At 60.1% G+C, this 14,791-nt stretch carries 24 protein-coding genes and 1 tRNA gene; 23 read left to right on the top strand and 2 right to left on the bottom strand.

What is annotated here, in order from left to right:
* Positions 1-2 precede the first annotated feature (2 nt).
* The 5 genes from rpsJ (at position 3) to HWX69_RS00885 (ending at position 2,196) form a co-directional block, all read left to right on the top strand.
* Positions 3-311, top strand: coding sequence for a 30S ribosomal protein S10 (rpsJ, locus tag HWX69_RS00905; RefSeq protein ID WP_156709892.1), 309 nt, complete (start codon positions 3-5; stop codon positions 309-311).
* Positions 312-455: 144 nt separating this feature from the next.
* A tRNA-Ala gene (locus HWX69_RS00900) sits at positions 456-527 on the top strand.
* Between the two features lie 280 nt (positions 528-807).
* Entirely contained in the window at positions 808-1,179 is a 372-nt protein-coding gene (locus tag HWX69_RS00895) for a hypothetical protein (RefSeq protein WP_178915197.1), read from the top strand.
* A gap of 136 nt (positions 1,180-1,315) precedes the next feature.
* The gene (locus tag HWX69_RS00890) at positions 1,316-1,921 is read left to right on the top strand and encodes a hypothetical protein (RefSeq protein ID WP_178915196.1); all 606 of its coding nucleotides are present in this window, start codon (positions 1,316-1,318) and stop codon (positions 1,919-1,921) included.
* On the top strand, positions 1,918-2,196 hold the full coding sequence (locus tag HWX69_RS00885; protein ID WP_178915195.1) for a hypothetical protein: 279 nt from the start codon (positions 1,918-1,920) through the stop codon (positions 2,194-2,196). Before HWX69_RS00890 ends, HWX69_RS00885 begins: the two co-directional genes overlap by 4 nt.
* A 108-nt stretch (positions 2,197-2,304) precedes the next feature.
* Here the strand turns inward: HWX69_RS00885 and HWX69_RS00880 are convergent, their stop codons facing one another.
* A complete protein-coding gene (locus HWX69_RS00880) occupies positions 2,305-2,532 on the bottom strand; it encodes a hypothetical protein (RefSeq protein ID WP_178915194.1) in 228 nt (75 codons plus the stop codon).
* A 138-nt stretch (positions 2,533-2,670) separates the two neighbouring features.
* Here HWX69_RS00880 and HWX69_RS00875 point away from each other — a divergent pair, with 138 nt between their 5' ends.
* From HWX69_RS00875 to HWX69_RS00795, 17 genes are all read left to right on the top strand, one after another.
* Entirely contained in the window at positions 2,671-2,988 is a 318-nt protein-coding gene (locus HWX69_RS00875) for a hypothetical protein (protein ID WP_178915193.1), read from the top strand.
* Positions 2,988-3,221 carry a hypothetical protein gene (locus HWX69_RS00870; protein ID WP_178915192.1) on the top strand — a complete coding sequence of 78 codons (234 nt, stop codon included), beginning with the start codon at positions 2,988-2,990 and terminating at the stop codon, positions 3,219-3,221. Before HWX69_RS00875 ends, HWX69_RS00870 begins: the two co-directional genes overlap by 1 nt.
* Positions 3,218-4,093 (top strand): hypothetical protein, encoded by an 876-nt coding sequence (locus HWX69_RS00865; protein WP_178915191.1) that lies wholly within the window; start codon positions 3,218-3,220, stop codon positions 4,091-4,093. The genes HWX69_RS00870 and HWX69_RS00865 overlap by 4 nt, the downstream gene beginning before the upstream one ends.
* Positions 4,090-4,593 carry a hypothetical protein gene (locus HWX69_RS00860; protein ID WP_178915190.1) on the top strand — a complete coding sequence of 168 codons (504 nt, stop codon included), beginning with the start codon at positions 4,090-4,092 and terminating at the stop codon, positions 4,591-4,593. The genes HWX69_RS00865 and HWX69_RS00860 overlap by 4 nt, the downstream gene beginning before the upstream one ends.
* Positions 4,586-5,161 (top strand): hypothetical protein, encoded by a 576-nt coding sequence (locus HWX69_RS00855; protein ID WP_178915189.1) that lies wholly within the window; start codon positions 4,586-4,588, stop codon positions 5,159-5,161. The genes HWX69_RS00860 and HWX69_RS00855 overlap by 8 nt, the downstream gene beginning before the upstream one ends.
* On the top strand, positions 5,161-5,766 hold the full coding sequence (locus tag HWX69_RS00850; RefSeq protein WP_178915188.1) for a hypothetical protein: 606 nt from the start codon (positions 5,161-5,163) through the stop codon (positions 5,764-5,766). Before HWX69_RS00855 ends, HWX69_RS00850 begins: the two co-directional genes overlap by 1 nt.
* Complete coding sequence (locus HWX69_RS00845; protein WP_178915187.1) at positions 5,763-6,584, top strand: ATP-binding protein; 822 nt, start codon at positions 5,763-5,765, stop codon at positions 6,582-6,584. Before HWX69_RS00850 ends, HWX69_RS00845 begins: the two co-directional genes overlap by 4 nt.
* A gap of 1,160 nt (positions 6,585-7,744) precedes the next feature.
* Positions 7,745-8,032: a hypothetical protein gene (locus HWX69_RS00840; protein WP_178915186.1), complete on the top strand. Its 288-nt coding sequence runs from the start codon at positions 7,745-7,747 to the stop codon at positions 8,030-8,032.
* Positions 8,033-8,515, top strand: coding sequence for a hypothetical protein (locus HWX69_RS00835; protein WP_178915185.1), 483 nt, complete (start codon positions 8,033-8,035; stop codon positions 8,513-8,515).
* A 3-nt stretch (positions 8,516-8,518) separates the two neighbouring features.
* Positions 8,519-9,250 carry a hypothetical protein gene (locus HWX69_RS00830; RefSeq protein ID WP_178915184.1) on the top strand — a complete coding sequence of 244 codons (732 nt, stop codon included), beginning with the start codon at positions 8,519-8,521 and terminating at the stop codon, positions 9,248-9,250.
* A 4-nt stretch (positions 9,251-9,254) separates the two neighbouring features.
* Positions 9,255-9,512 (top strand): hypothetical protein, encoded by a 258-nt coding sequence (locus tag HWX69_RS00825; protein WP_178915183.1) that lies wholly within the window; start codon positions 9,255-9,257, stop codon positions 9,510-9,512.
* Complete coding sequence (locus HWX69_RS00820; protein WP_178915182.1) at positions 9,512-9,985, top strand: hypothetical protein; 474 nt, start codon at positions 9,512-9,514, stop codon at positions 9,983-9,985. Before HWX69_RS00825 ends, HWX69_RS00820 begins: the two co-directional genes overlap by 1 nt.
* Positions 9,982-11,172: a Kelch repeat-containing protein gene (locus tag HWX69_RS00815; RefSeq protein ID WP_178915181.1), complete on the top strand. Its 1,191-nt coding sequence runs from the start codon at positions 9,982-9,984 to the stop codon at positions 11,170-11,172. Before HWX69_RS00820 ends, HWX69_RS00815 begins: the two co-directional genes overlap by 4 nt.
* A gap of 57 nt (positions 11,173-11,229) precedes the next feature.
* Positions 11,230-11,739 (top strand): hypothetical protein, encoded by a 510-nt coding sequence (locus HWX69_RS00810; protein WP_178915180.1) that lies wholly within the window; start codon positions 11,230-11,232, stop codon positions 11,737-11,739.
* A gap of 2 nt (positions 11,740-11,741) precedes the next feature.
* Positions 11,742-12,317 carry a hypothetical protein gene (locus HWX69_RS00805; RefSeq protein ID WP_178915179.1) on the top strand — a complete coding sequence of 192 codons (576 nt, stop codon included), beginning with the start codon at positions 11,742-11,744 and terminating at the stop codon, positions 12,315-12,317.
* A gap of 2 nt (positions 12,318-12,319) precedes the next feature.
* Entirely contained in the window at positions 12,320-12,565 is a 246-nt protein-coding gene (locus HWX69_RS00800) for a hypothetical protein (protein WP_178915178.1), read from the top strand.
* Positions 12,558-12,776 (top strand): hypothetical protein, encoded by a 219-nt coding sequence (locus HWX69_RS00795; RefSeq protein WP_178915177.1) that lies wholly within the window; start codon positions 12,558-12,560, stop codon positions 12,774-12,776. The genes HWX69_RS00800 and HWX69_RS00795 overlap by 8 nt, the downstream gene beginning before the upstream one ends.
* Positions 12,777-13,170: 394 nt before the next feature.
* Here HWX69_RS00795 and HWX69_RS00790 read toward each other — a convergent pair whose 3' ends face one another.
* Positions 13,171-14,028, bottom strand: coding sequence for an HNH endonuclease (locus tag HWX69_RS00790; protein WP_178915176.1), 858 nt, complete (start codon positions 14,026-14,028; stop codon positions 13,171-13,173).
* A gap of 161 nt (positions 14,029-14,189) precedes the next feature.
* Here HWX69_RS00790 and HWX69_RS00785 point away from each other — a divergent pair, with 161 nt between their 5' ends.
* Positions 14,190-14,783, top strand: a complete 594-nt coding sequence (locus HWX69_RS00785) for a tyrosine-type recombinase/integrase (protein ID WP_178915175.1) — start codon at positions 14,190-14,192, stop codon at positions 14,781-14,783.
* Positions 14,784-14,791: the final 8 nt, after the last annotated feature.

The following is a 14,791-nucleotide window of genomic DNA, read 5'->3' as shown; positions in this document are numbered from 1 at the left end:
GCATGCAACAGGCACGCGTTCGCCTCGCGGGCACGGCACCCGAGGACCTCGACGACATCTGCGACGACGTTCGCGAAATCGCCGACAAAACCGGCGTGACGCTGTCGGGACCGGTCCCGCTGCCGACGAAGAAGCTGGAAATCCCGGCGCGTAAGTCCCCCGACGGAGAGGGGACCGCGACGTGGGAACACTGGGAGATGCGCGTCCACAAACGGCTCATCGACATCGACGCCGACGAACGCGCGCTCCGCCAGCTGATGCGGATTCAGGTCCCGAACGACGTCTCCATCGAGATCGTCCTCGAGGACTAACGCGAACTCCCGTTCGCGAGGGTCGGAAGACGGCACGCGTCTTCCCCCACCGCCCGCCGCAGCACTCACGCGCGACCGCTCCCGGTCGCTTTCCCGAGTGCGAAACAGAAGGTACAAACGACCGAACCGATAACCGACTGTCGAGGGCTCGTAGATCAGCGGCAGATCGCTTCCTTCGCAAGGAAGAGGCCCCGGGTTCAAATCCCGGCGAGTCCATCTAATTTCTCACACTTTCCGAAGGTCCAGCGTTACGACCGCTACTTACGGTTAAGACCAATTATCGATTCTCGACAGTCGGAAAAAACACCGCTCTCTGAGAGAGTTCACGCGGGGACCTCTTCCGGCCCTTGCCGTCCCACGGTTTTTCGAAGGAACGGGGGTGTTTCAGCGTGAGCGACTGCCGGTGCGAGCACGCGGCCACCCCGAAGCGCGACGAACACGGACAACTCTACTGTGCCCGATGTGGTGCGATGCTCGGAGGTGTCTACTCCGGCCCATGAGGTCCCTCAACTTCGAAGCCGAACGCGACGAGGGTACAGACTCATGGACCCGCGCCGACCCACTGAACGGCACTCTCGCACGCCTCACGTGGGAGCAGTGGGGCGTGCACCTTCCAGACGGCGACGACGCCCATATCGTCACTCTGCGGCACGAGAACCGTGGATACGTCGGAGAGTGTGACTGCTCCGGCTACCAGTTCCACGACGGACCGTGTGCCCACCTCTGCGCCGTCAGGAAAGCCGAGTTCATCGGCATCGAGGACGCCGCCGGCGAGATCGTCCACATCGCTGACGAGATGGACGCGGCTGACCAGCATGTTGAGCGAGCGGTGGCCGACGGCGGCCGACGACGAGGTGAGCATCGGTGAGTACCGCGCACGCCCACCCGCGCACGAAGCCGCCTTTTCCACCGCACCGGGGGGTCGTGACTACGAGTTGCCTGTCTCGGCGCCGTCCCACGATTACGGACGTAATCACGGACGTAATCACTCCAGGGTGGTCGGCATGAGCAAGCAAATCAACTCGAACCCTTCGCGGGTGTCGTTCAACCCCGGCGGTGTCGATATCGAGGCACTCGACGAGGTCGCCGCCGACCGCGACATGAGCCGGGCTGAACTCATCCGGCAGACGCTTCAGGAAGTCATCGAGGAGTACGACGACGGCGCTGACCACGCCGACCTCTACAAGCCCGAACACCCCGAACTCCGCGAAACCTTCGAGGCGCTGTTAGAAGTCAGTGACCACCCACGAGGTGTCCGCCGTGTCACCGTCGAGGAGGCCCGCGCTACACTCCACACACAGAACACCAAGAAATCGCAGGTATCGAGTCGCCTGCTCCGGCCACTTGACCGAGAGGGCTTCATCACCGTTCGTGGTGGCTACATCACCGTTCACCGCCGGACGGTCGCAGAAGTCGAAGAAGCCCGCCAGCAGACCGAGGAGGAAGTCGAACAACTCGGATACGACGGCCCGCTCCCCTCGCAGGACGACATTCCCGAGGAACAGAAAACCATTCAAAAGTACCAGCACGGCCGGGTCAACGTCCCTTTCGGAGCTGCCGCGTGGGCTACTGCCGAAGCCGTCTGGGACGACGGAGGTACATCTGTATGAGCGGTCTACTCATGGGCGATATCTACCGATTACTCTGGCTGCTGTGTTTCGGTAAAGACGGGAGAAGGCCCCTCCGATACAAATCAAAAATCAACACAATAGAAAACGCTAGCACAAAAACTGGCGGTGCAAAATCCCAAGAAAATGGGTATTCTACCGTGCTTTGGGCTAAAACCGTCGAATGCATATCTCAAATTAAATGGAGAGATTATATTAAACATGGAGGGTGGGGGGGTTCGCCAAAGCAATCTGAAGTGGATACAATTAGCCTATGACAGTGGTTTGCCTCGGCTGCCACTACGAAAGCGAGGACTACAGAGAACACAACCAACACGTCCGTAACGCTGACCACCCCGACGAAGGCGAGGCGTACAAGTAGTCCGCTACTGCCTGTTTTCTGGAACGTACACGAACGCCCCGCTCAGGGGGTCGTGATACACGTTCATTCGGTCGCCCTGCTCGACTCCCGAGCCTTTCGCCGTTCGCTTGGGGAGTGAGACGGTGAGCGACCCGGAGCGATTCCCAACTTTGACCGGCCCGAGAGGGGTCAAATCAGCATCATCGGGCGCCTGAAGCGCCGCAACCAACCTGTCTGCTTCTGTCGTCGCCATACACGAACCCCTGTGACCTCTACCGTCTTAACACCGGGGCCGTCTCCGGTGGAATCAGGGGACTAGTCCCCGGACGAGTCTGGAGGTAATTCAGGGGTAGGCGACTCGCCCATTATCGGCCCTCTCTGTGGCTCTCGTATGGGTCAGGACGAACCCACGGCGGACGACCAAGCACAGACCAGCGACGAAGGGGGCGATCAACCCCCTGCCGAGTGGTTGCTCGAAGGGGTAGAGACCCCCCGACCAGCAGCAATCGAGCAGCACCCGGACATCGAGGCCGACCCAATCGAGGTGTACCAGTACCGACGAGCAGCAGCAGCCGAGCGACAAGCAGCAGCCGCAGAGCGCGATGCACAGGCCAACGAAATCATCCTCTACGGCCTGCTCGCAGTCGGTGCCGGCGCTGTTGGCTGGTCGCTCTTCGAGTCGGCGGTAGAGGCCGCCACGGGGTACTGATGGAGCAACTCCGACCCGGCCATCCCTGCCGCCGCTTCGACGTGTTCAACGACGAATGGGAGCGGGTCGCTGTTGGTACCAAACTCCCGAGCGGCCTGTTCGTCGTTGAGTGGCTCCGCGAGTCGTTCCCAGAGGAGGAACAGACGAACGACCCCGTGGTATCTCAATACCAGTGTAAAGCAGACGCTCAGCAGGCCACAGGCGGGGAAATAATCTTCGAGGACCCCCGATGAGCCCGGAAATCGAATTCCCGACGAAAGCCGCGGCTGACCGGGTACGAGACCAGCACTCCGACCACCTCTGTAGCGACGACGACCGCCGCTTAAAGACGGTCACTTTCACCAGCGACATCCCCGAGTCGGTCATCGATCAGGCAGAAGCCGTCGCTACCAGCGAGCAAGCAACAGCAGACCGCCCCTCTATCGAAGCGGTCGAACTCACCGAGGCCGAGAAGCGAGACCTTGACTTCTCTCGTGATGGTGTGAACGTCCCAAAGGCTCGCTATCTGAAAGGCTTGGGTTCCGAGTACGGCGTCGATGCCTTCCAGCACGTTGACCCCGGCGAAGTGGACAACGTCACCGACGCCCGCCCCATCCTCGAACGAGCAGCAAAATCGGGCGGTATCGACCGGGGCGGCGGGGCGAACTACGACGACGAAGCCACCGAACGCCAGCAGCGAAAGCGGCGAGAGCAGGCGGAAAAGCACGCCAAAGAGGGGTGCGACCACGCCCGCGACAGTTGCGAGCACGGCCAACCGGAGGCTTGTGAGTTCCTGAGCGAAGCCTGCGGGTATGACGAGCAGGAAGTCGAGCAGTTGCTTTCCGGCGATTTCCCTACCGACGAGACCAGCACCGAGCAAGGGCTTTCAGGGGAGCAGAAGGGGGCGCTTCAGCGGTCGTGGGGTGGGTACAAGGCAGCGATTAGTGAGATTGACCGACTGCTTACCCACCTCGAAGAGCGAAAAGCCGCAGCTCAGCAGGCGTTTGCAGCAATTAACCAGATTCGAGAGCAATCCGGGCAGGACCCACTCGAACCCGAACGACTCCACGAGCAGCTTGAGACCACGCAGGACCTCGCGGTCCAAAACCACGCAGAACACCGATGACAGACTACACTTGCCCCGCTGAGGGGTGCGAGTACGGCGAAAAAGGCGGTAAATCGCTGGCGGCGGTGCGGTCCCACATTAATGCGTCAAGTGACGGCTCCCACGACTGGGAGCAACTGAAACCAACCGTCAAGCAGCAAGGAGACCAGCAACCCGAGGCGACCGAGGAGACTGTCGACCAGGAGACCAGCACCGACGACCAGACGAAGACCACCGACGGGCCGGATACTGACGACGAGTACCAGCAGCAGGTTGAAGCGAACACGGCGCCGGTCGACAACGACGACGATGACGACGACAAGTCCGTGTCCGTCGACCCAGTCGACAACACGACCGACGACGATGCCGGCGGAAGTGCAGCGGTGACGTTGGTGACGGCATCGGTCGCGCTGGCGCTGGTCGTGCTGCTGGTTCGAGGGAACGACGAAAGTAACGAGACGACTGCACAGGACCTCGACGACGACACCGCCGACGTCTTCGAGGGGTGGGACGATGAGTGATGACGACACCACGACCGACGACAAAGTACCTGAGGACGCCGAGGAGCAAACAGAGCCAGAAACTGCCGAGGACCAGCCCGACAACGACGATGAGCGGCCGGAGATGGAAGAGGACGAGAAAGCGACCTTAGACCTCTCAGATGCCGACCTCGACGCCGTCGACGACGCAGGGAAAGAAGCAGCCGGCGACGAAGCCACAACCAACGACGACACCGGAAAGGAGACCGGTCAGAAGCCCGACGACAGCGGCGACGTGAGCGGCCCCAATTGGGGTGATATGTACGTCGACGTACTGGCGACGTTGCTGGTGGCCGTAGTGGACGAGTACGGCGACGGTCAGGCTGACGCCGAGGAGATTGAGGCGCTGGCGAACCAGCCGCCCGTCGCCCTCAACGAGCAGGCAGACCGCGTTTTCGCGGAGATGACCGGCGCCGAGGACCTGCCGCCGGGGCAGGCGCTCGTCATCGGCACCGCGACCGTCGCCGGGACGGTCATCATCAAAGAGACCGACGTGGCACAGGACGCCCTCGGTGAAGTGGCCGAGAAAACGCGAGGTGGTGCGGCGTGATGGACCAAATTCAGCAGAAGATGGCCGGCGCCGCTAACATCGAGGACCGCGAGGAAATCCGGGCGCTGGCGACTGCCGTGGCCGGCGTCGAACGTGACTTGCACGAAGCCGTACAGGACCACTACGAGGCCATTGGCATCGACCGGCCCGACGACCTCCCACCGGCCGAGGAGCGCGTCGACCAGTTCGTTCGCCTGGTCGGTGCGCAGGTAAGCGGTGACCTGTGGGAGTTCTTCGTCGAAGAACAAGCCCCAGACGCCCTCCAGAACGTCGAAGCCGCCAAGGAGCACGCCGGCAAGGACGCCGAAGCGTGGGAGCAGACTGTCGCCGGGTGGGCGTCGGCCCTTCGTGACGACCTCGGTGCCGGTCCAGAAACTGACGACGAGGAACTGGCCGACCAGTTCGTTCGACAGCGGTTCGGTATCCCTCTCGATGTCTTCGAACAGACAGTAGTGAACTACTCAGACCGCCGAACTCTCCGGTGGGCGTCCCGTGGCCCCATCGACGCGAATATCCGGCGTATTGAGGCGGCTACCGAGGCAATCACAGCACCTGAACCAGAAGGCGGCACCGGAGAACCCGAGGAGGGCGGAGGTGAAGCGTGAATCTCTCGCTGCTGGCGGCGTCGGGGTGGGGAAAATCGTGGCTGACTCAGACCATCACGGAGCGGAACTTCAACCGCTACGACTACGTGGTTGTTCTCGACTACAAGGACGAGTATCGAGGGCTGTGCTCGAGGAAACACGGCCCGGCGCCGGCAAAGCATCACCTCGCCGGCAACGTCGAGCGGTCAGTGACTCCCGAGCAGTGGGGCAACGCCATCGAGGAAAACGGGCACCTCGTCGTTGCTCGCTACTCCAAGCACCTCGGAAACACGGAGTGGCGAGAAGTGTGCGCCAACATCATTACCGGCGGGCGGCACCACGTTGAGGGGACCACACTCATCGTCGTCGACGAGGGGCATTTTGTGGCGCCGCAATCCGGCGGCTACCCCGAACCAATCGAGGGACTGGCGACGACCGGGCGCGGCGAGGGCAACAGCGCGATGTGGGTCACTCAGCGGCCGGCCTCTATAGACAAGCAGGTGCTTGGGAACGCGACGGCCCGATTTATCGGTGGTTTCGAGGACCACAACGACCTGTCGTCTGCGGAGGAGACCCTGAACTACCCAGCGAAGGCGCACAGTAGCGGCGGGCAGGACGTGCCGGGACTCCCCGAGGCGTTGCACGCCCCGGACGCCGGCGCCGTTTCGGTGCGGAAGTGGGCCGAAGAACTCGACGACGGGACGGAACTCGTCACGGATTCAGAGTGGATTTACAGCGACGACTCGGGGGCGATGAAGCGAATCCGGTCGGCTGAGAACTACGACCCGGAGTGCGACCACGTTGGCGCCTCTGGGATGCGTATCGATGTGGGGGTGTGAAATGCCGGTCCGAATCACTCTCTACGGCGACGATGCCGACCGTTTTGAGGAACTACAGGAACGGGTCGGAAAGGAACGGCCGGGAAGTAAGCCGGGGAATGCTGAGATGGTCCGCGTTCTGATGGACGAGCGGCAGCAGTAACAGCACTTAGACCATATCAAAATATTTGAAAAGAGATGGGAAATTGCTGAATACACTAACCGGAATATTAAAAATTGATTGAGGACATAGAGAATTATGCCGATTCAACAGTTTCGCTTGTATGATATTCTTGTAGATATCGTTCCTGGGATTATATTTATATTTATGGCAGATGCCCTATTACAAACTGACCTTCTCAAAATTCTGAATATAGATGGTTTCGGGGCTTCTGGTGCGGTTATTTTGGTTACTCTAGGGTATATATTGGGGAGATTAGTTCATTTTTGTTCCAGTATATGTTCGGATATCATAATGAAGCACCTTTTCACGCCCCGTGCTTTTCCTCAAGAAAATACTTTTATTCAAGATTTATTCTGGGTTCTTAAATTAGTGTTTCCTGTTGAGGATAAAGAAGAAGTGATCAAGTGGGCCCTCGATTATTACCCACCCGAACCAGACTGGTTTCCGCAAGTCAGATTCCCAGACTACAATCAAAATATAATCAACAGCTTGTCTGATGATCTAGAAAATAAGTACGACTTCAATATGCTGGGTAATCTTGATGATTTTATTCCATTTGCAGAGTCAAAACTGTATTCGGGCGATCATTTGTACCATAGGTACAATATACTCACGACGTTTTTTCGGAATATGTCTTTTTTGATGTGGTTGTTTGTTGTGGTCATAAGCGTCCAGGCATTATTTTGGCTCCTTCCCGTGAACCATCTCCAAGTATTATCGCCTTGGATGAATTCTACGTATGTGAACTCGATCCCATTAGTGTCTCTAATTTTGAGTTGTATATTCTCAATACAGTTGCAGAAATTTTCGACTCAGAGGAACCGGCATTTAATAATAGATCTATATCAGGTCGTTCGAGACGAGACGGATTGATGGTTTTTAACATCAAACTTTCTCCGACCACCGGTAGCCCCGTCTGAGGGCGTCTGAAACGCTCCACGTTACACCCGAGTGCGTCGGTTGTTGATGGATAGCGAGTGTCTACGGGGGATTGCAGATGATGGACGCGTTTGGTAAACTGGCGGATCCCGGGTTTGCACGAGACACGGTGCTTCTCGTTTCGGGGTACAGTATCGCGGCGGCCCTCGGTGTGGCTGCCGAGTCGATGACCGACTACGACGCCCCGACCGAGGTGTACGGCCTCGTTACGGTCGTCGGTGCGGAGTACGCCCCCGGCGTCTCCGGTCGGCAGAAGCGGCACGTTCAACTCGGCGCCGGTGCCCATACGGCGCTCGCACTCGGTGAACGGTTCGGTGTCCGGGACGCGGTCGAGGGGGCGATGTAAATGAGCGAGATTACCCACCTCTCGCAGTACGCGACCCAGCAGCAGAACACCACCGGGGAACTGACGCCTATCCTCACGTTCTCGCCGGAGGACGGGACGGCCGAGCAGATTCGTCACTCCGTCAACAAGGGCGACGAGTCGGGCGTTCCCATCTACTTCGACCTTCGAGACGGTGACGGGAACCCGCTGCCGAACGACACCGAAGTTCTGCTTCGCGTCGACGTGCCGAGCAAGGAGCAGCCGGTCGTCGTCTCCAAACGGCTCAAGAACATTGCGGCGTGGAACGCCCTCGATATGCGCGAGCAGCGCAACGAGGAGAACATCGACGCCGTCAAAGTCGACCTGAAGGGGAAGGTCATCAACGTGCGGTACTTCGACACCCTCCGGGTCGACGTGGTTTCCTCGGAGCAAGTCGACTGGTCGAACTCGGAGCTGTACGTCGACGGCAAAGCGACCCGAACGGTCTCCTACGAGGGGGAGTGACTGATGCCGAACCCGCTCACCGCCCTCAAGCAGAAGGGCGGACAGACCAAGACCCTCGGTAAGTCCGGGTTTGACCTCTCGGACGGGACGGCCGGGGAGCGGTCGCTAGTGGCGTCTCGGGAGGCGCAGGTTCCTATCCGGGTCCGTGAGGGGCCGGCCGCCCGGCTGGCGTTCGTCGCCGGCGAGGAGTTCACGACCAACACGACCGCCGACGACACGGAGACGTTCGACCTCTCGCACAACCTCGTGGACTCGAAGAACACCGAGAACCTGCTGCTGTACGCCGGCGACAGTCGGGTTCAGCCGGACAGCGTCGACTACGCCGGCGACTCGTTCGACTACACCGACGACGGGACGGAGACGACGCTGCACGCCTTCTACGTCGCCCGTGACCCCGGTGTTGTCACCGTCGAGAAGGTGGCGCCGAAAACGAGTTCGCAGGTCTCGGAGACGCTGACCGAGGACACAACCTCGGGTATCGCTGACCGGAACCAGAACAAGAACCCGGTCCAGTTCGAGTTCACCGACCCCTACGAGGGTGTTGTGCCGGCGAACTGGTCGCTTAACATCTACGTTGACTCTCCGTTTGCGGTTCGGTGGGACGACGCGAACCTGTCGACCACGAACGGCGACGAGGCGACGAACGCGCTCATCGACCTTCCCATCAAGCAGTACGAGGGGACGGTCTCGGGTCTCGGCCGGGCCGTGAAACGCGCCGCGCTCGACTTGGAGTAAACAGATGCTTCCGACCATTCAGGGGTCGGGAGCCACTTCTTCGCCTTCTGCCGAGCCGGTAGCGGCAGCAGGGTCCGACGAGTGGCTTCCGACCGAGACGACGGAGGGGCCGACCGCCGAGCAGCCGACGGGTTCGGCCGGCACCGGCCCGCGTATCGTGCTGGAAACGTCTGAAGGGCACAGTTTCGCCCTTGATGGCGACGACTTGATGCTGGCGGTGATGTTCGTACTTCTCGCCATCGAGGTACGGAGGGCCGCCTAATGGCGGGTCTGACGGTGAACGAGTCGGTCGAGGACCTGATTAGGGAGTACCACGCGGTGCTGCCGCCGGGTCTCACGATGAACGAGACCGATATGCTGCTGGCGGCGCTGTTGATGGAGATGCAGGCCCAGCGAGTCGCCAGCGGCCACGGCGAGGCCGTCGAGGTCGTCTTGAACCAGCGGAACGAGGACGACGGCGACCCCGACGAGACCGGCACCTATCACGCCGAGGAGGTGACGGCCGTTACCGGCGAGTGGACCGAGGTAGAGTTCGGATTCGTGGCCGGTGAGGTCGACCTGCGGCGTATCTCCGAGGACGTGCTGGTTGCCTTCACGGAGCCGACCGACGAGGAGGCCGTCATTCCGTACTCGTCGGATGACGCGCCGGTTGCCGGCATTCAGGTGACGACCTCGCGGATGTGGATTCGGGCGGTCTCGGCTGAAACGACGTTCAACGTGGAGGCGTGGCAATGACGCGGTCTATCGGTGCTGGGGCGCCGGAGCCGACCGGCAGCGGTGTGACCGTCGAGACGGCCATCGAGGGCGAGGTCTCGCAGTGGGCTGTAAACACCGTCACAACCGCCACGCCGGACACGAAAACGGCGCAACTGAACGAGTCGATAGCGGAGGCCGACGGCTACGTGTATATGGTCGGCGGAAACAACTACTTCAAGGACGGCGACGGCGCGGTGTCCGAGGCCCACCGTTGGGACGTGGAAAACGGCGGCTGGGAGCAGATTGCCCCGCTGCCGGCTCCTCGACAGGCCGGCCGGCTGTTCGTTGACGACGGTACGGACATCTACTATGCCGGCGGGGATTCGGCCGGCATACAGAACGTGGACGGTTCGACCATTCACGCCGACGTGTGGCGATACAACCGGTATGAGGACGAGTGGGTATCTGTTGCCCCTCTCCCGGAACCGCTGTATGACCCCGGCGGTGGCACGCCATCGAACAGCGTTTCGGATGGTGTGCTGCTGTGGGGTGAGACCACAGACGGCAGCGGGAACCTCGTCAACAACACGTCGGTCTATCTGTACGACGCCGGCGCCGACTCGTGGAGTACCGCCAGCGCGACGTGGGGCGGTGAGGCGACCGACTCAAGCACCAGTTACGCGACGAGTGTTTACACCGACCGGATTTACAAACTCGGCCCGGACAGCGGCGTGAAAGCCTACGACGCGGAATCGGATTCGTTCGTTGACCTGAACGCGGACGGGTTCGGTTACGACCCGCGAGCCATCCACTACACTCAGGCGACCGGCGGCAACAAGTTGGTCACAGTACCGCAGGACGGCAGTACGGGCGCCGATATGTACGATATAGAGTCGGACACGTTCGAGTCTATCGAACCGGTAGCCCCTACCCGGCCGAGTGGTCAGACGACGGCCTCGAATAAGAATTGGATTGGTGGCGGCTACATCGACGAGGGTTACCCCGACTACATCCCGGCTGCCGACCTCTACCGCTTCGGCCGTAGCGAACTCTATACGGCCGATTCCGAGGGAATGGTTCACATCTACGACCGGGGTGATGAGTCGGTTGAGTTGTTGAACCTGATGACGGCAGAATCCGGGGAGAGTGTGTACGTCCGAAGCGGTGACAGCGTTTCGGTGACGGGGAGTGCCTTCAGTTTCTCGGCGTATTTCGTCGGGGAATAGGGCGCTACCCGGCGGTTTCGGCACAGAGCGACTAACCGACTGCGGACAACCAAAACGATGAACGCAAAACAGAAGAAGATGGTAGCGGCCGGCGGTGTGGGCGTGATTTCCCTCGGCGGTGGCTACCTGCTGTTGAAGGGTGATAGTGCGGAGCAAGCAGCCGAGGAGGCGCCGGCGCCGGTGCCGGAGCAGGCGACGGAGGCAGCCGGGTCTCTCCGGGAGGCGTTGGAGGGAACCCGGCTGACGGCGCGAGACGGCGTGCTGTACGATGATACCGAGTCGGTCGAGCCGGACAGCGACGAGAACGTGTCTTTCGTCGGTGTCGGTGAGGCGTTGGACATCGACGGCGAGGAACTGGCGGAGAACTACGCGCCGGACACGGAGGGCGATACTGAGGCGCCGAGCGGCGGGGTGCTGGCGGACCCCGGCGACTCGCAGGAGTGGGGTGACGCCCCGGAGGCCGAGGACGACGACCTGAGCGAGCGAGCGGCCGAGTCGAACCTTTCCGACAGGATGAAAGCCTCGTTCGACCGGCTGGCGAACTACGACGACCCTTCCCAGTTGTGACGATGGAGGGGATTGACTCAGGAGACGGCGAGGTGTCGGCCACGTCGGCGGACGACAACCTGCTCGACGGCGACCCGTGGGCCGAGGGCGACGAGATGGAGCCGGCGGACTCGGATTCGGAGGGCGAGGAGTACGAGTTCGTGGGGCCGGAGGCAGACGAGAACTGGCCGGATACCGGCGTCGACGGTGGCGACGGTGCGGACCTAGGCGAGGTGGTCGTTTCCGGCGCCGAGAGTGCGCTGCTGGCGAACCCGGCGACGATGCCGGCGGCGTTGGCATGGGACGCGGCGACGGCGGCGACGGTGGACGACTCGCCGGTGAACGTCGTGGATGACGCTGTCGGGACGGGCGCGGATGCCGGTTCGGAGGCGTTCATCGAGTGGCAGTTTGGCGACCTCGACGGCGACGGCCAAGACCTCGGCGGCGGTAGTGGTGGCGGGGGTGGTAGCGACGACGGTGGGGACGGCGATGGTTGGCTGCCGGGATGGGCGCCCTACGCGGCGGCTGGTATCGTGGCGCTGGTCGTGCTTATCGTGCTGACACCGTATGCCCGCCTCGGGGCGGAGGTGGCTGGCTGAAGATGGCTGAGTCGGTTGTGTTCGGTCTCGACGTCGTGCAGTTCGTGACGACGGTGTCGGCGTTCGTGACGACGGCGATGGTCTCGTACATTGCCCTGAAGGTACGCCAGGCGGCTAACGAGGTGTTGCGGACCATCGAGGCGAACAGTCGGCGCTCGAAGCGCCACAAGCGCGTCATCTTCGGAGACGAGGGTATTCCCGGTCTGACTGACCGAGTGAGCAACATCGAGGAGGAGACGGATGCTTGAGGCGATTGCGGAGGCGGCGCCATCGACGGGCACGCTGGCGCTGGTTGTGCTGGCGTTTCTCGCCGGGGCGACGAGTCCGACATACTACGCTCAGGAGCGGCTTCGGGGGTTCGGTCGGGCGGTGTCTTCGAGGTTGCCGTACGAGCCGCCACCGGGGATGGAGGAGCAAGAAGCGATGGAGGCTGCAAATCAACAGGCTGAGGGCGACTAATAATTAAGTCAACCCGCTGGGTCTCATGCTATATGTGGTTGGAGTTCCTCCCAGATTTTATTGCATCGAATGCCTCTACTTTTGGCCTCCTAATCATCGGATATCTAGTAGAGAAAAAGTACGTAAGCCGCCCTGCTACGTTCGCCAATGTACTGGCACTAAACACTCATGCTTATCAGCAACAATTCCCTGCTGAATGGTTGATTTGGTATGCAAACATTGGGCTCCTTATTGGGGTAGTGGCTATCAGTTCTTACGCTGTAGAAGAACCCCTTCCTGGCTCATTCTATGACATCTCATACTGGATTTACTCGTCCTTACCTGTCGCTGGTGTTATTATTTGGACACTAGTCTATTAGACAATTCAACCGCGTTTTCTGGGAATAATTTTGTCTTAATTATTCAGTAATTCTTTGTTCCTGTCCTCTACTCTTTTCACCAACTTCTCGTTGAATTCGTCGCCATCTTTTCCGTGATGTCGACGTCTATGACAGTTTGGACAGAGAGCGATGACATTTTCGGGGTCATCGGGTCCACCGTCGCTTCTCCGGTGGAGATGGTGAACTTCGAGGAACCAATTCCCGTCTTTGCCTTTGAAAGGAGCCTTCTCTTTACAGCCTTGGCAAACGCCGTCCGCAGTCCGTAGAGCGAATTCTTTGACGACGTTACTACGAGTGTAGTTCCTCCGCTCTGTTTCGGTACTCGAGGAACTGGTAGTTTGTGCGGAGGAAGTTGCCTGTTTTGCCCGCTCAAACAATTCCTCTTCAGAGAGATCTCGTGCTTCTGACTCCTCAATTTCGAGGTCGGGACCTCCGACCGGCGCTAATTTGAACCGAATCACATCTCGGAGGTCGTCGTTATCATCGTAATCTTCCTCCCAGTAGTGGCCGATGTGCTCATACTCGCCAACGTAGGAGTGGACATCGGCACCGTTCTGTTCTGCGACGAGCTCGAATACATGAAGGGAATCATTATTCTCGTGATGATCTCGTATTCGTTCATTCCCGCCGTCCATCGTCATATCTCCTACCCGCCCTTCTCCGCTGTAGATGAAAATACCGTCATCACGGAAGTGGTCGCGGTAGCCGTGTTCTTCGCTCTCAGTATCCGTAAACACCAAAATGAACGAGTGATCTTTTGGTGTGGAAATACCATATTGTCGCTGTCCTCCGAATTGGTTGTGGAGTTCTTTCCTCAGATACTGATCTCCCATCGAAAACTCGGCCTCCTCTGGGACTTCTGAAAGTTCCATAACAGCGCGTCTCACGGCTGGAATATATTTCTTGACCGTGGCTATAGAGATAATCGACTTTTCCCATAACCCGATTAGATTCTCCCGATTTTCCCTGCATATCCGCCGTCGACTGTCCCAACCACCGAAAGAACTAGACGGATAGCCCTGTAAATCCGATTATGGTCCGACTCGACGACTCGGACGATGTGACAAAGTGTTGGCTCTCGCCGGACGAACTCGACCGGCTCGAACGCACCGCTGGCCGGGACGGGTGGAATCGTGAGGTCGCCGTTCAGTTGATGGGTCGGTGTGGTCTCCGGGCGTCGGAAGTGAGCTATCCTGGTGACGAGCACCTCAGGTGGTCCGACGATGGGGACGTGTGGCTGTTTGAGGTTAGGGGGAAGAACACGAAAGGCGGTGAGCCGAAGCTGCGGGATGCGTGGATGCCCGAGGACGTGGCCGACGACGTACACAAGTACAGTCGAGAGCGGGGACTGGGCGCGTCGGAGGCATGGGTCGACGCTTCGACGCCCTCTGTTCGTCGGTGGGTAAAGGAAGCCGCTCAGATGGTCGCTGAGGAGGCTGGTGATGAACGGTGGTCATTAGTGTCGAGTCACGACCTCCGACGGTCGTGGGCGACGTATCACCTCGTTGAGCGGCAGGTAGACGTGCGGACGATGATGTCAATTGGTGGGTGGTCGGATTACTCGGCAATCGAGCCTTATCTTGCCGAACCGACCGAAGCTAGGATCGGTGAGGCGATGACTGTTTGATACGGGTC

Origin of the sequence: Natronomonas gomsonensis (genome assembly GCF_013391635.1) — an archaeon.
Classification (GTDB): domain Archaea; phylum Halobacteriota; class Halobacteria; order Halobacteriales; family Haloarculaceae; genus Natronomonas; species Natronomonas gomsonensis_A.
Note: the sequence above shows the minus strand (reverse complement) of the source record. Positions and strands in the feature narration are given on the sequence as shown.

Excerpts from the sequence above, each read along its gene's own strand:
- HWX69_RS00820 (WP_178915182.1), top strand. The coding sequence starts at position 9,512 with ATGGCGGGTCTGACGGTGAACGAGTCGGTCGAGGACCTGATTAGGGAG.
- HWX69_RS00790 (WP_178915176.1), bottom strand. The coding sequence starts at position 14,028 with ATGGAACTTTCAGAAGTCCCAGAGGAGGCCGAGTTTTCGATGGGAGAT.
- HWX69_RS00850 (WP_178915188.1), top strand. The coding sequence starts at position 5,161 with ATGGACCAAATTCAGCAGAAGATGGCCGGCGCCGCTAACATCGAGGAC.
- rpsJ (WP_156709892.1), top strand. The coding sequence starts at position 3 with ATGCAACAGGCACGCGTTCGCCTCGCGGGCACGGCACCCGAGGACCTC.
- HWX69_RS00880 (WP_178915194.1), bottom strand. The coding sequence starts at position 2,532 with ATGGCGACGACAGAAGCAGACAGGTTGGTTGCGGCGCTTCAGGCGCCC.
- HWX69_RS00805 (WP_178915179.1), top strand. The coding sequence starts at position 11,742 with ATGGAGGGGATTGACTCAGGAGACGGCGAGGTGTCGGCCACGTCGGCG.
- HWX69_RS00865 (WP_178915191.1), top strand. The coding sequence starts at position 3,218 with ATGAGCCCGGAAATCGAATTCCCGACGAAAGCCGCGGCTGACCGGGTA.
- HWX69_RS00870 (WP_178915192.1), top strand. The coding sequence starts at position 2,988 with ATGGAGCAACTCCGACCCGGCCATCCCTGCCGCCGCTTCGACGTGTTC.
- HWX69_RS00830 (WP_178915184.1), top strand. The coding sequence starts at position 8,519 with ATGCCGAACCCGCTCACCGCCCTCAAGCAGAAGGGCGGACAGACCAAG.
- HWX69_RS00825 (WP_178915183.1), top strand. The coding sequence starts at position 9,255 with ATGCTTCCGACCATTCAGGGGTCGGGAGCCACTTCTTCGCCTTCTGCC.
- HWX69_RS00890 (WP_178915196.1), top strand. The coding sequence starts at position 1,316 with ATGAGCAAGCAAATCAACTCGAACCCTTCGCGGGTGTCGTTCAACCCC.
- HWX69_RS00855 (WP_178915189.1), top strand. The coding sequence starts at position 4,586 with ATGAGTGATGACGACACCACGACCGACGACAAAGTACCTGAGGACGCC.
- HWX69_RS00795 (WP_178915177.1), top strand. The coding sequence starts at position 12,558 with ATGCTTGAGGCGATTGCGGAGGCGGCGCCATCGACGGGCACGCTGGCG.
- HWX69_RS00885 (WP_178915195.1), top strand. The coding sequence starts at position 1,918 with ATGAGCGGTCTACTCATGGGCGATATCTACCGATTACTCTGGCTGCTG.
- HWX69_RS00875 (WP_178915193.1), top strand. The coding sequence starts at position 2,671 with ATGGGTCAGGACGAACCCACGGCGGACGACCAAGCACAGACCAGCGAC.
- HWX69_RS00835 (WP_178915185.1), top strand. The coding sequence starts at position 8,033 with ATGAGCGAGATTACCCACCTCTCGCAGTACGCGACCCAGCAGCAGAAC.
- HWX69_RS00810 (WP_178915180.1), top strand. The coding sequence starts at position 11,230 with ATGAACGCAAAACAGAAGAAGATGGTAGCGGCCGGCGGTGTGGGCGTG.
- HWX69_RS00800 (WP_178915178.1), top strand. The coding sequence starts at position 12,320 with ATGGCTGAGTCGGTTGTGTTCGGTCTCGACGTCGTGCAGTTCGTGACG.
- HWX69_RS00860 (WP_178915190.1), top strand. The coding sequence starts at position 4,090 with ATGACAGACTACACTTGCCCCGCTGAGGGGTGCGAGTACGGCGAAAAA.
- HWX69_RS00815 (WP_178915181.1), top strand. The coding sequence starts at position 9,982 with ATGACGCGGTCTATCGGTGCTGGGGCGCCGGAGCCGACCGGCAGCGGT.
- HWX69_RS00785 (WP_178915175.1), top strand. The coding sequence starts at position 14,190 with ATGGTCCGACTCGACGACTCGGACGATGTGACAAAGTGTTGGCTCTCG.
- HWX69_RS00840 (WP_178915186.1), top strand. The coding sequence starts at position 7,745 with ATGATGGACGCGTTTGGTAAACTGGCGGATCCCGGGTTTGCACGAGAC.
- HWX69_RS00895 (WP_178915197.1), top strand. The coding sequence starts at position 808 with ATGAGGTCCCTCAACTTCGAAGCCGAACGCGACGAGGGTACAGACTCA.